The 13,737-nt window shown below is 64.8% G+C and carries 10 protein-coding genes, 1 tRNA gene and 1 pseudogene; all 12 read right to left on the bottom strand.

Annotated elements, in window-relative coordinates; translation table 11 throughout:
- Positions 1 to 16: 16 nt before the first annotated feature.
- Positions 17 to 487 carry a 30S ribosomal protein S7 gene (gene rpsG / locus Q7V45_RS04490; RefSeq protein ID WP_068199663.1) on the bottom strand — a complete coding sequence of 157 codons (471 nt, stop codon included), beginning with the start codon at positions 485 to 487 and terminating at the stop codon, positions 17 to 19.
- Positions 488 to 503: 16 nt separating this feature from the next.
- Entirely contained in the window at positions 504 to 875 is a 372-nt protein-coding gene (gene rpsL / locus Q7V45_RS04485) for a 30S ribosomal protein S12 (RefSeq protein WP_298313471.1), read from the bottom strand.
- 433 nt (positions 876 to 1,308) lie between these two features.
- Complete coding sequence (gene rpoC / locus Q7V45_RS04480) at positions 1,309 to 5,481, bottom strand: DNA-directed RNA polymerase subunit beta' (protein WP_304847644.1); 4,173 nt, start codon at positions 5,479 to 5,481, stop codon at positions 1,309 to 1,311.
- Positions 5,482 to 5,535: 54 nt separating this feature from the next.
- Positions 5,536 to 9,705, bottom strand: a complete 4,170-nt coding sequence (gene rpoB, locus Q7V45_RS04475; RefSeq protein ID WP_304847641.1) for a DNA-directed RNA polymerase subunit beta — start codon at positions 9,703 to 9,705, stop codon at positions 5,536 to 5,538.
- A 191-nt stretch (positions 9,706 to 9,896) separates the two neighbouring features.
- Positions 9,897 to 10,271, bottom strand: a complete 375-nt coding sequence (rplL, locus tag Q7V45_RS04470) for a 50S ribosomal protein L7/L12 (protein ID WP_304847638.1) — start codon at positions 10,269 to 10,271, stop codon at positions 9,897 to 9,899.
- A 51-nt stretch (positions 10,272 to 10,322) separates the two neighbouring features.
- Positions 10,323 to 10,850, bottom strand: coding sequence for a 50S ribosomal protein L10 (gene rplJ / locus Q7V45_RS04465; protein WP_304847635.1), 528 nt, complete (start codon positions 10,848 to 10,850; stop codon positions 10,323 to 10,325).
- 332 nt (positions 10,851 to 11,182) lie between these two features.
- Positions 11,183 to 11,875 (bottom strand): 50S ribosomal protein L1, encoded by a 693-nt coding sequence (gene rplA, locus Q7V45_RS04460; protein WP_304847632.1) that lies wholly within the window; start codon positions 11,873 to 11,875, stop codon positions 11,183 to 11,185.
- Between the two features lie 4 nt (positions 11,876 to 11,879).
- Positions 11,880 to 12,308: a 50S ribosomal protein L11 gene (rplK, locus tag Q7V45_RS04455; protein ID WP_304847629.1), complete on the bottom strand. Its 429-nt coding sequence runs from the start codon at positions 12,306 to 12,308 to the stop codon at positions 11,880 to 11,882.
- A 209-nt stretch (positions 12,309 to 12,517) separates the two neighbouring features.
- On the bottom strand, positions 12,518 to 13,054 hold the full coding sequence (gene nusG, locus Q7V45_RS04450) for a transcription termination/antitermination protein NusG (protein ID WP_304847624.1): 537 nt from the start codon (positions 13,052 to 13,054) through the stop codon (positions 12,518 to 12,520).
- Between the two features lies 1 nt (position 13,055).
- Complete coding sequence (gene secE / locus Q7V45_RS04445; protein ID WP_304847622.1) at positions 13,056 to 13,250, bottom strand: preprotein translocase subunit SecE; 195 nt, start codon at positions 13,248 to 13,250, stop codon at positions 13,056 to 13,058.
- A gap of 20 nt (positions 13,251 to 13,270) precedes the next feature.
- Positions 13,271 to 13,346, bottom strand: a tRNA-Trp gene (locus tag Q7V45_RS04440).
- 46 nt (positions 13,347 to 13,392) lie between these two features.
- A pseudogene (tuf, locus tag Q7V45_RS04435) lies at positions 13,393 to 13,737 on the bottom strand (elongation factor Tu); the annotation flags it as partial.

Below are 13,737 nucleotides of genomic sequence, written 5' to 3'. Positions count from 1 at the left end.
GGGGCCTGGAGGTCGCTTACCAGCGGTAGTGAGCGAACGCCTTGTTGGCGTCGGCCATCTTGTGAGTGTCCTCGCGCTTCTTCACCGCGTTGCCGCGACGATTGAAGGCGTCGAGCAGCTCGGCGGAGAGCTTCTCGGTCATGCTGTGGCCCGACCGGTCGCGGGCGGCCTGGATGATCCAGCGGATCGCCAGCGCCTGACGGCGCTCCGGGCGGACCTCGACGGGAACCTGATAGGTGGCACCACCGACGCGGCGCGACCGAACCTCGACGGCCGGCTTCACGTTCTCCAGCGCCTCATGGAAGGCCGGAACCGGATCCTGCTTGAGCTTGGCCTCGACCTCGTCGAGCGCACCATAGACGATGTGCTCGGCGACCGACTTCTTGCCACGCTCCATCAGCGTGTTCATGAACTTGCTGAGAACGATATCGCCGAACTTCGCGTCCGGCAGGACTTCACGCTTTTCAGCTGCGCGACGACGGGACATTCTTTCCTCCCTCGTCCTACTTCGGACGCTTCGCGCCGTACTTCGAACGGCGCTGCTTGCGGTCCTTGACACCCTGCGTATCGAGGGTGCCGCGAATGATATGATAGCGAACGCCCGGAAGGTCCTTCACGCGACCACCGCGAATCATGACCACCGAATGCTCCTGCAGATTGTGACCCTCGCCCGGGATGTAGCTCACCACCTCGTAGGCGTTGGTGAGGCGCACCTTGGCGACCTTGCGCAGCGCCGAGTTCGGCTTCTTCGGCGTCGTCGTATAGACGCGGGTGCAAACACCGCGCTTCTGCGGGCAAGCCTCAAGCGCCGGCACCTTGTTGTGGGCCTTCAGGCCCTGGCGCTGCTTGCGGATCAACTGGTTAATAGTCGGCATTGATTTCCGGTTTCCTTAACGCCGTCTCGGGTCCGCCCAACATCGACGCATAGACACAAAGCATATGCGCGGGCATAGCGACTAACGCACTGCCCCGCGCGAAATGATAACTTTGTGGCCTGGTGGCCTGACTTGTAGCGGTCCTCGGCGTCAGGCTGCGTCTTGGCTTCCACCAACCACCAGCCCCTCCGACGAGGTGGCGCGCTTATATGGCTGCTGTTCCTAGGCGTCAAGCGCGCTGCGATGCTTTTCGCATTGATATCGTTGGTTATTTTGGAGTCGCCGGAATCCGACTCGTTCCTGACTCGCGCGCCGCGCAAAGCGTAAGAATCTAACAACTACATTTAGTGGTCTTGTGGCTCTTCTGCCACAATTGAGGAAGGCCGCCCCCTTTCGGGGACGGCCTTTCCATTTTTCTCGCTGGACGACCCAATCAGTCGGCCGCGCGCTCTTCCTCCAACGTCGGAACCGGCTCGTCCTCGCCCTCGATACCGGCAGCCAGGATCGCCCGGTCGCGCTGCGCGGCGATGGCCTTCAGGCGGTTCACGACTCCGCCGGTACCGGCCGGGATCAGGCGGCCGACGATGACGTTCTCCTTCAGCCCCTGCAGGTTGTCGACGCGGCCGCTGACGGCCGCCTCGGTCAGCACGCGGGTGGTCTCCTGGAAGGAGGCCGCCGAGATGAACGACTTGGTCTGCAGGGACGCCTTGGTGATGCCCAGCAGCACCGGGTCGGCCTTGGCCGGCCTCAGCTTCTCCGCGAGGATCTTGGCGTTCTCCACCTCGAACTCCGCCTTGTCGACCTGTTCGCCGATCAGGAAGGTCGTGTCGCCGGGGTCGGTGATCTCGACCTTCTGCAGCATCTGACGCGCGATCGTCTCGATGTGCTTGTCGTTGATCTTCACGCCCTGCAGGCGATAGACCTCCTGGATCTCGTTCACGAGGTACTCGGCCAGCTTCTCGATGCCCAGCACGCGCAGGATGTCGTGCGGCACCGGGTTGCCGTCGATCAGCAGGTCGCCCCGCTCCACGAAGTCGCCTTCCTGGACGGCGATGCGCTTGCCCTTCGGGATCAGATACTCGACCGGCTCCGCCCCCTCGCCTTCCGGCACGATCAGGATGCGGCGCTTGCTCTTGTAGTCCTTGCCGAACTCGATGCGGCCCGAGATGTCGCAGATGATCGCGAAATCCTTGGGCTTGCGCGCCTCGAACAGCTCCGCCACGCGCGGCAGACCGCCCGTGATGTCGCGGTTCTTGCCGCCCTCGCGCGGGATACGCGCGAGAATGTCGCCGGCATTGACGTCCTGGCCGTTCTCGACCGAGAGAACCGAGTCGAGCGACAGCAGGTAGCGGGCCTCCTGGCCGTTGGCCAGCATGATCGGATTGCCGGCGGCATCGTGGATGGCGATGCGCGGACGCAGGTCGCCGCCGCGCGGCTGCCCCTTCCAGTCGACCACGACCCTGTTGGAGATGCCCGTCGAATCGTCGATCACCTCGCGCATGGACACGCCTTCGACGAGATCGACATAGACCGCCTTGCCCGCCTTTTCGGTGATGATCGGCAGGGTGTACGGATCCCACTCGGCGAGCTTCTGGCCCTTCGCGACGACCGTGTCGCTGTCGACGAGCAGGCGCGCACCGTATGGCACGCGATGCTTGGCCCGCTCGCGCTGGGCGCCGTCGATCAGCACGATCTCGGTGTTGCGGCCCATCACGACCGGCACGCCCGAGCTGTTGATGACGACGTTGCGGTTGCGCACCTGGACGGTACCGTCGTGGCTCGCCTCGATGTTCGACTGCTCCGCACCACGCTGCGCGGCGCCGCCGATGTGGAAGGTACGCATCGTGAGCTGCGTGCCCGGCTCGCCGATCGACTGCGCGGCGATCACGCCCACGGCCTCGCCGATGTTCACCGGCGTACCACGCGCAAGGTCGCGGCCGTAGCACTTGCCGCAGACGCCGATCTTGGTGTCGCAGGTCAGCACCGACCGGATACGGAGCTCCTCGATGCCGGCCTTGTCGATCAGCTCGACCTTGACCTCGTCGATGAGTTCACCGGCCTTGCTGATCACCTCGCCGGTCAGCGGATCGACGATGTCGTCCAGCGCCGTACGACCGAGGACCCGCTCCGAGAGCGGCTCGATCACATCACCGCCGTCGACGACCGCACGCATCGTGAGGCCGCGTTCGGTGCCGCAATCCTCCTCGATGATGATGCAGTCCTGCGCCACGTCGACCAGACGGCGGGTCAGGTAACCGGAGTTCGCCGTCTTGAGCGCCGTGTCGGCCAGTCCCTTGCGGGCGCCGTGGGTGGAGTTGAAGTACTCCAGCACCGAGAGGCCTTCCTTGAAGTTCGACAGGATCGGCGTCTCGATGATCTCGCCCGAAGGCTTGGTCATGAGGCCGCGCATGCCCGCGAGCTGCTTCATCTGCGTGGCGGAGCCGCGCGCGCCGGAATGCGCCATCATCCACACCGCGTTGACCGGCTTGCCCGGCTGCGGCGTCGAGATGCCCTTCATCATTTCCTCGGCGACCCGGTCCGAGCAGCGCGACCAGGCGTCGACGACCTTGTTGTACTTCTCACCCGAGGTGATCAGGCCGTCCTGGTACTGCTGCTCGTACTCCTTCACTTCCTTGTTGGTGGTGGCAACCAGCTTGACCTTGGCCGCCGGGATGACGAGGTCGTCCTTGCCGAACGAGATGCCGGCGCGGCAGGCATGATAGAAGCCGAGACCCATCAGGCGGTCGGCAAAGATCACCGTCTCCTTCTGGCCGCAGTGGCGATAGACGGAGTCGATGACGTTCTGCAGGTCCTTCTTGGTCAGCAGGCGGTTGATCAGCGAGAACGGCAGGTTCTCGTGCTTGGGCAGGATCTGCGCCAGCAGGATGCGGCCCGGCGTGGTCTCGACGACACGCTTGGCGAACACGCCCTTGTCGTCGTAGGCCTCCAGACGCATCTTGATGCGCGCGTGCATGGAGAGCGTGCGGCTGTGCAGGGCATGCTCCAGCTCGCCGATCTCGGAGAACAGCGAACCCTCGCCCGGCTCGCCCTCGCGCTCCAGCGTGATGTAGTAGATGCCGAGCACGATGTCCTGCGACGGCACGATGATCGGCTTGCCCGACGCCGGCGACAGGATGTTGTTGGTCGACATCATCAGCACGCGCGCCTCGAGCTGGGCTTCCAGGGAGAGCGGCACGTGCACCGCCATCTGGTCACCGTCGAAGTCGGCGTTGAAGGCCGTGCAGACCAGCGGATGCAGCTGGATCGCCTTGCCCTCGATGAGCACCGGCTCGAACGCCTGGATGCCCAGGCGGTGCAGCGTCGGCGCGCGGTTCAGCAGCACGGGATGCTCGCGGATGACCTCCTCGAGGATGTCCCACACTTCCGGCCGCTCCTTCTCGACCATGCGCTTGGCGGCCTTGATCGTGTTGGCCATGCCGTAGTTCTGCAGGCGCGAATAGATGAACGGCTTGAACAGCTCGAGCGCCATCTTCTTCGGCAGGCCGCACTGGTGCAGCTTGAGCTCGGGACCGACCACGATGACCGAACGGCCGGAATAGTCGACGCGCTTGCCGAGCAGGTTCTGGCGGAAGCGTCCCTGCTTGCCCTTCAGCATGTCGCTCAGCGACTTCAGCGGACGCTTGTTGGCGCCGGTGATGACGCGGCCGCGACGGCCGTTGTCGAACAGGGCGTCGACCGACTCCTGCAGCATGCGCTTCTCGTTGCGCACGATGATGTCGGGCGCACGCAGCTCCATCAGCCGCTTCAGGCGGTTGTTGCGGTTGATGACGCGGCGGTAGAGGTCGTTGAGGTCCGACGTCGCGAAACGGCCGCCGTCGAGCGGCACCAGCGGGCGCAGTTCGGGCGGGATCACCGGCACCAGCTCGAGGATCATCCATTCCGGGCGTGCGCCGGACTCGATGAAGTTCTCGCAAAGCTTGAGCCGCTTCACCAGCTTCTTGCGCTTGGCCTCTGACGTCGTCTCGCGCAGTTCCTCGCGCAGGCGCGGGCGCTCCTCGTTGAGGTCGATCGCCTGCAGCATGCCGCGGATCGCCTCGGCGCCGATCTCTGCCTCGAAGGAGCCCTCGCCGTACTCGTCGAGCGCGTTGAGGTACTGCTCCTCGTTCAGCAGCTCACGGTACTTGAGCGGCGTCAGGCCGGGATTGCTGACGACGTAGTTCTCGAAATAGAGGATGCGCTCGAGGTCGCGCAGCGTCATGTCGAGCAGCAGTCCGATGCGGCTCGGCAGCGACTTCAGGAACCAGATGTGCGCCACCGGCGAGGCCAGCTCGATGTGGCCCATGCGCTCGCGCCGCACCTTGGTGAGCGTCACCTCGACGCCGCACTTCTCGCAGGTGATGCCGCGGAACTTCATGCGCTTGTACTTGCCGCACAGGCACTCGTAGTCCTTGATCGGCCCGAAGATGCGGGCGCAGAACAGGCCGTCACGCTCCGGCTTGAACGTCCGGTAGTTGATGGTTTCCGGCTTCTTGATCTCGCCGTGGCTCCAGGTGCGGATGCGCTCGGGGCTGGCGATCGAGATGCGGATCTCGTCGAAGGTCGGGGTGCCCTGCGGCTGGCCCAGTACGTTGATCAGGTCGGTCATTGTTGTCCTACTGTGCTGTGGACGTAATTCGCGAAGGCGGGAGGTCGATCACCCTCAGGTGATCGACTGGTTCAATTCGACGTTGAGGCCCAGGGAGCGCAGCTCCTTGACCAGCACGTTGAAGGATTCGGGGATACCCGCCTCGAACGTGTCGTCGCCGCGCACGATGGCCTCGTAGACCTTGGTGCGGCCGGCCACGTCGTCCGACTTGACGGTGAGGATCTCCTGCAGCGTGTAGGCGGCGCCGTAGGCTTCCAGCGCCCACACCTCCATCTCGCCGAAGCGCTGTCCGCCGAACTGCGCCTTGCCGCCCAGCGGCTGCTGGGTGACCAGGCTGTACGGCCCGATCGAGCGCGCGTGGATCTTGTCGTCCACGAGATGGTGCAGCTTCAGCATGTAGATGTAGCCGACGGTCACCTTGCGGTCGAACGGCTCGCCGGTGCGGCCATCGATCAGGGTGACCTGGCCCGACTTGTCGAGACCGGCCATCTCCAGCATCTCGACGATGTCGGGCTCGTGCGCGCCGTCGAACACCGGCGACGCGAAGGGCACGCCCTTGCTCAGGTTGCGGGCGAGCTCGATCGTCTGCTCGTCGCCGAGGTCGGCGATGTCGGCCTTGAAGGCCTTCTCGCCATAGATCTCGCGCAGCTGCTTCTTGATCTGCGCGACCGAAACCTCGCGCGCGTCCTCGAGCATCTTGCCGATCTTCTTGCCAAGGCCCGACGCGGCCCAGCCGAGATGGGTCTCGAGGATCTGACCGACGTTCATGCGCGACGGCACGCCGAGCGGGTTCAGCACGATGTCGACCGGGCCGCCCTCCTCGAGGTACGGCATGTCCTCCAGCGGCATGATGCGCGAGATGACGCCCTTGTTGCCGTGACGGCCGGCCATCTTGTCGCCCGGCTGCAGCTTGCGCTTGGTCGCAACGAAGACCTTGACCATCTTCATCACGCCCGGCGGCAGTTCGTCGCCGCGCTGCAGCTTGTCGACCTTGCTGTCGAACCGGTCCTGCAGGCGCTTCATCGACTCGTCGAACTGCTTGTTCAACGCCTCGATCTCGGCCTGCTTCTTGTCCGCCTTGACGGCGATCTGGCGCCACTGGCCCGGCGTGTACTCGCCCAGCACCGTGTCGACGACCTTGGTGCCCGGCTTCAGGCCCTTGAGCCCGCCGGCAACCACCTGGTTCATCAGCATTTCCTGGAGCTGGCTGTAGAAGCTGCGCTCGAGGATGGCCTTTTCGTCGTCGCGGTCCTTGGCGAGACGCTCGATCTCGTCACGCTCGATGGCGAGCGCGCGCTCGTCCTTGTCGACGCCGCGGCGGTTGAACACGCGAACCTCGACGACGGTGCCCTCGACACCCGGCGGCACCTTCAGCGAGGTGTCGCGCACGTCCGCGGCTTTCTCGCCGAAGATGGCGCGCAGCAGCTTCTCTTCCGGGGTCATCGGGCTCTCGCCCTTGGGCGTCACCTTGCCGACCAGGATGTCGCCCGCCTTCACCTCGGCGCCGATATAGACGATGCCCGCCTCGTCGAGGTTCTTGAGAGCCTCCTCGCCGACGTTCGGGATGTCGCGGCTGATTTCTTCCTGCCCGAGCTTGGTGTCGCGGGCCATGACCTCGAACTCCTCGATGTGGATCGAGGTGAAGACGTCATCGCGCACGATGCGCTCGGAGAGGAGGATCGAGTCCTCGAAGTTGTAGCCATTCCAAGGCATGAACGCGACGAGCACGTTGCGGCCGAGTGCTAGCTCGCCGTTCTGCGTCGACGGTCCGTCGGCCACGATGTCACCCTTCTTCACCGTGTCGCCGACTCGCACGAGCGGCTTCTGGGTGATGCAGGTGCTCTGGTTGGAGCGCTGGAACTTCAGCAGGTTGTAGATGTCGACCGCCGGGCGGTTCGGGCCGACATCGTCCGTCGCGCGCACCACGATACGCATGGCGTCCACCTGGTCGACGATGCCGCTGCGGCGTGCCGAGATGGCGACGCCGGAGTCGCGGGCGACGACCTCTTCCATGCCGGTGCCGACCAGCGGCGATTCGGCCTGGATGAGCGGCACCGCCTGGCGCTGCATGTTCGAGCCCATCAGCGCGCGGTTGGCGTCGTCGTTCTCGAGGAACGGGATGAGCGCCGCGGCGACCGAGACGATCTGCTTGGGCGAGACGTCGACGAAGTCGATGGTCTCGGGCCTGCCGAGGATGTACTCGCCGCCCTTGCGGCACTGCACCAGCTCGGACACGAACTTGCCCTTGGCGTCGATCTCGGCGTTGGCCTGGGCGACCGTGTAGCGGCCCTCTTCCATCGCGGAGAGATAGACCACCTCGTCGGTCACGCGACCGGCCACGACCTTGCGGTACGGGCTCTCGATGAAACCGTACTGGTTCACGCGCGCATAGGTCGCCAGCGAGTTGATCAGGCCGATGTTCGGGCCTTCCGGCGTCTCGATCGGGCAGATGCGGCCGTAATGCGTCGGATGCACGTCGCGCACCTCGAAGCCGGCACGCTCACGGGTCAGGCCGCCCGGTCCAAGCGCCGAGAGACGACGCTTGTGGGTCACTTCCGACAGCGGGTTGGTCTGGTCCATGAACTGCGAGAGCTGCGAGGAGCCGAAGAACTCGCGCACCGCCGCCGCCGCCGGCTTGGCGTTGATCAGGTCGTGCGGCATCACGGTGTCGATGTCGATCGAGCTCATGCGCTCGCGGATCGCCCGCTCCATGCGCAGCAGGCCGACCCGATACTGGTTCTCCATCAGCTCGCCGACCGAGCGGACGCGGCGGTTGCCGAGATGGTCGATGTCGTCAATCTCGCCGCGGCCGTCCTTGAGGCCGTGCAGGACGCGCACCACCGCCAGGATGTCCTCGCGGCGCAGCGTGCGCTGGGTGTCGGGCACGCCCTCGAAATCGAGGCGCATGTTCATCTTCACGCGGCCGACCGGCGACAGGTCGTAGCGGTCGATGTCGAACAGCAGGCCCTGAAACAGGGTCTCGGCCTGCTCGAGTGTCGGCGGCTCGCCCGGGCGCATGACGCGGTAGACGTCGAGCAGCGCTTCTTCGCGGTTCGAGTTCTTGTCGGCGGCCAGCGTGTTGCGGATGTACGGACCGACATTGACGTGGTCGATCGCGAGCGTCGGCAGCAGGTCGATGCCGTTCTCGTCGAACAGCTCGAGCACGGCCTCGGTGATCTCCTGGCCGGCCTCGACGTAGATCTCGCCCGTCTTCTCGTTGATGACGTCGAGCGCGGCGTAGCGGCCGATCAGCTCTTCCGCCGAGACACGGATTTCCTTCAGGCCCGCTTCCTTGAGCTTGTTGAGCAGGCGCGGCGTCATCTTGGTGCCGGCGTCGGCGACCGACTTGCCGGTCTTGCCGTTCACCAGGTCGTGCGTCAGCTTCACGCCGCGCATCGACTCGGCCTCGAACGGCGTGTTCCAGCCGTCCTTCTCGCGCGTGTAGACGACCTGGCCGTAGAACGCCGCGAGGATCTCCTCCGGCGACATGCCCTGGGCCTCCGACGGGTCGAGCGTCTGGCCCTTGGCAATGGCAGCCAGGCGCTTCTTCCACGTGGCGTCGTTGTCGAGCGCCAGCAGCAGCGTCGTCACCGGGATCTTGCGGCGACGATCGATGCGGACATGGATCAGGTCCTTGGCGTCGAACTCGAAGTCGAGCCACGAGCCGCGGTACGGGATGATGCGGGCGGCGAACAGGTACTTGCCCGAGCTGTGGGTCTTGCCCTTGTCGTGGTCGAAGAAGACGCCCGGCGAACGGTGCATCTGAGAGACGATCACGCGCTCGGTGCCGTTCACGATGAAGGTGCCGTTGTCGGTCATGAGCGGCATGTCGCCCATGTAGACGTCCTGCTCCTTGATATCGCGGATGGAGCGCGAGCCGGCCTCCTCGTCGATGTCCCACACGACGAGCTGCAGCGTGACCTTCAGCGGGGCGGCATAGGTGATGCCGCGCTGCTGGCATTCCTCGACGTCGTACTTGGGCTCCTCGAACTCGTACTTCACGAACTCGAGGCTGGCGCGCTCGGCGAAGTCCTTGATCGGGAAAACGCCGCGGAAGACTTCCTGGAGTCCGGACTGCGTGCGCTTGGCCGCCGGCGTGACGCGCTGGAGGAAGCTCTCGTAGGAGCTCTTCTGGACCTCGATGAGGTTCGGCATCGGCGCCACCGATTCGATGTGGCCGAAGAAACGACGAATCCGTTTGCGCGTATTGAAGGCCGTGGCCATCCTGCGTCCTCGAAGGTTCAAGGGCGGTGATAAACACCCGCTGCTTTCTCGGAGCTCCCGGCCCGCCAGCCGTTCGCCCCATCCGTCGCAGAGGGCCACTTGTCGGAACGGACCCCGCGGGGAAGTCCGTTCGGAAAAGAGGCCCGAACGGGCCGGCCTCCCGAAGGAAGCCGGCCCGGCCGGTAAATGTCCTACTTGAGCTCGACCTTGGCGCCTTCGGCCTCGAGCTTCGCCTTGAGCTTCTCGGCATCGGCCTTCGGCACGCCTTCCTTGACCGCCTTGGGAGCGGCCTCGACGAGGTCCTTGGCTTCCTTGAGGCCGAGGCCCGTGATCTCACGCACCGCCTTGATGACGTTGATCTTCTTGTCGCCGGCGGCAGTGAGAATGACGTTGAACTCGTCCTTCACTTCGACCGGAGCGGCAGCAGCGCCACCGCCGGCGGCGGCAACGGCGACCGGAGCGGCGGCGCTGACGCCCCACTTCTCTTCCAGCAGCTTGCTGAGCTGAGCGGCCTCAAGGACCGTCAGGGCCGACAGTTCTTCGACCAGCTTCTCGAGATTAGCCATTTTAGTCTCCTATAACCCGAACTTCGATAACGTGATGTCGATGACGATGACTTACGCCGCCTCCGCGCCCTCTTCCTTGGCTCCATAGGCCCCGAACACACGAGCGAGCTGACCGGCCGGCGCCACCAGAACGCCAGCGACCTTGGTCGCCGGAGCCTGCAGGAGGCCGATGATCGTGCCGCGCAGAGCATCGAGGGACGGCAGGGTGGCGAGAGCCTGGACGCCAGCGACGTCCAGAGTTTCTCCACCCAAAGAACCGCCGACGATGGTCAGCTTTTCGTTGCCCTTGGCATAGGCCGCGACGACTTTCGCCGCTGCGACCGGATCCTTGGAATAGGCGATGGCAGTCGGTCCCGTGAACATGGGGCCGAGCGCCTGGAAGGCCGTGCCCTCGAGGGCACGGAGCGTGAGCCGATTCTTCGTGACCTTGTAGCTTGCGCCGGCTGCCCTGATCTTGCGACGCAGGTCCGTCACTTCCTGAACCGTCAGACCAGACTGGCGAGTAATCACCATCAGGTTGGCGTCCTTGAAGATCTGGTTCAGCTCGACGATCGCTTCGGCCTTTTCCGAACGATTCACGGCTTTCTCCAACAAAGGTCCGCTCCGGAGGATCCGGATCGGACCGGCTGCGTTACAGACTGCGCAGCCTCCGTTAGCGGGTTAGCGCGACACGGAGACCTTGCGGTCCGGTTCGCCTGCCCCGGAAGTTCGGGCACGTGCGCGCATCAGGTGATGCAGCGTCGATTCCCTTGCCCCCGTCTGCACTGGCGGGTTTCCCCTTTACACTCCGCCCCGAAAGGCAAAGTACCGGTGGTCTCGGACAGGTGGAGCGGGAGACCATTCGGTCTCTTCGCTCCCTCCGCCGCGGGCCGAAGCCCACGGCGGAAACTCTGAAACTCTGGCGCCCGCGCTCAGGTGATCGCGGTGGCCGGGTCGAGCTTGATGCCCGGACCCATCGTGGAACTCAGCGACACCTTCTTGATGAAGGTGCCCTTGGCGCCGCTCGGCTTTGCACGGTTGATGGCCGCGACCAGCGCCTTGACGTTGGCTGTGATCGCCTCCTCGCTGAACGAGGCCTTGCCGACGCCAGCATGAATGATGCCAGCCTTCTCGGCGCGGAACTCGATCGAACCGGCCTTGGCGGCCTTAACAGCGGCGGCGACGTCCTGCGTCACCGTGCCGAGCTTCGGGTTCGGCATCAGGCCGCGCGGGCCCAGCACCTTACCGAGACGGCCGACGATGCCCATCATGTCCGGCGTGGCGATGCAGCGCTCGAACGCCATCTCGCCGCCATTGATCTTCTCCGCCAGGTCCTCTGCGCCGACCAGGTCGGCACCGGCCGCCTTGGCCTCGTCAGCCTTCGGGCCACGGGCGAACACCGCCACGCGCACCGACTTGCCCGTGCCGTTCGGCAGCTCGATCATGCCGCGCACCGCCTGGTCGGCGTGGCGCGGATCGATACCGAGGTTCATCGCGACCTCGATGGTCTCGTCGAACTTCGCCTTGGCGTTGGCCTTGACGATCTTCACCGCCTCATCGAGCGGGTACATCTTCTCGCGGTCGACCGTGGCGGACACCGCCTTGTAACGCTTGCCCTTGGCCATGGTCCTACTCCACCACCTGGAGGCCCATCGAGCGGGCCGAGCCCACCACCTGGGCCATCGCTGAGTCGACGCTGTCGCAGTTGAGATCCGGCATCTTCTGCTCGGCGATCTCGCGGACCTGCTTCGTCGTAACCTTGCCGACGATCTGCGTGCCGACCGTCTTGGCGCCAGACTCGATGCCGGCTGCCTTCTTCAGGAAGTAGGTCACCGGCGGCGTCTTGGTGACGAACGTGAAGCTGCGGTCCTGGAACACGGTGATGACCACCGGGATCGGCATGCCCGGTTCCATCTTCTGCGTCTTGGCGTTGAACTGCTTGCAGAATTCCATGATGTTGACGCCCTGCTGACCGAGCGCAGGCCCGATCGGCGGAGACGGATTGGCCTTGCCAGCCGGCACTTGCAGCTTGACGTAGGCTTGGATCTTTTTAGCCATGTATGCCCCTTTCCTGTGGGCGGCGCGGTCCGGCCATGGCAGGCCTCCCGCACCAAACTAAGATCAAGCCCTTGATCCGGAAGGATTTTCGGCCTCGACCCACCTCATGAGAAAAGGCTGGCACACGGCCAGCCCGCTCAAGGGCGCGCGATCTACCAAATAAGACCGCCCGCCACAACCCTGATTTTGTTCCCCGATATGGGAACGAATCAGATCTTTTCCACCTGCGCGTAGTCGAGTTCGACCGGAGTCGACCGGCCGAAGATCGAAACGGCGACCTTCACCCGGGCCCGTTCCTCGTCCACATCCTCGACGGTGCCGTTGAAGGAGGCAAAGGGGCCGTCGGCCACCTTGACCTGTTCGCCAATCTCGAAGCTGACGGCGGGCTTGGGACGCTCCACACCCTCCTGGACCTGCTTCAGGATGCGGTTGGCCTCCGCCTCGGAGATCGGCACCGGCTTGCCGCGACCGCCGCCGCCCAGGAAGCCCGTGACCTTGGCCGTGTTCTTGACCAGGTGCCAGGAATCGTCCGTGAGGTCCATCTTCACGAGCACGTAGCCCGGGAAGAACTTGCGCTCGGTGTTCACCTTGCTGCCGCGGCGGACCTCGACGACTTCCTCGGTCGGCACGATGACCTCGGTGATCTCGTCGTCCAGGCCCTTCTTTCCGGCCTGTTCGCGGATCGACTGGGCAACCTTGTTCTCGAAGCCCGAGTAGGCGTGGACGACGTACCAGCGATGAGCCATGTCAGGAAACCCCGAGGAGAAGCTTCACGACGAAGCCAATGATCTTGTCGGCCACAAGGAAGAATAGCGACGAGATGACGACGAAGATGAACACCATGCTCGTGGTGATCATGGTCTCGCGCCGCGTCGGCCAGGTGACCCGGGCCACCTCGGCCCTGACCTCACGGACGAATTCGAGCGGATTCTTTGTCGTCATGATCGCCAATCTTCAAATAATGGCAGGAGCGGAGGGACTCGAACCCACGACCCTCGGTTTTGGAGACCGATGCTCTACCAACTGAGCTACACTCCTGCAGTCCATCGCCGCCGTATGGTGCCGGCGGCGATCCTCTATAGCACTACTTTACGACTTTGGTGACGACGCCGGCGCCGACGGTGCGGCCGCCCTCGCGGATGGCGAAGCGCAGGCCCTCGTCCATGGCGATCGGCTGGATCAGCTCGACCACCAGCCGCGCGTTGTCGCCCGGCATCACCATCTCCGTGCCTTCCGGCAGCGTCACCACGCCCGTCACGTCCGTCGTCCGGAAGTAGAACTGCGGACGGTAGTTCGTGAAGAACGGCGTGTGACGGCCGCCCTCTTCCTTCGTCAGGATGTAGGCCTCGGCCTCGAAGTTCGTGTGCGGCGTGATCGCGCCCGGCTTCGACAGAACCTGCCCGCGCTCCACGTCCTCACGCCCGACGCC

It is taken from the genome of Reyranella sp., from assembly GCF_030651995.1.
Classification (GTDB): Bacteria; Pseudomonadota; Alphaproteobacteria; order Reyranellales; family Reyranellaceae; genus Reyranella.
Note: the sequence above shows the minus strand (reverse complement) of the source record. Positions and strands in the feature narration are given on the sequence as shown.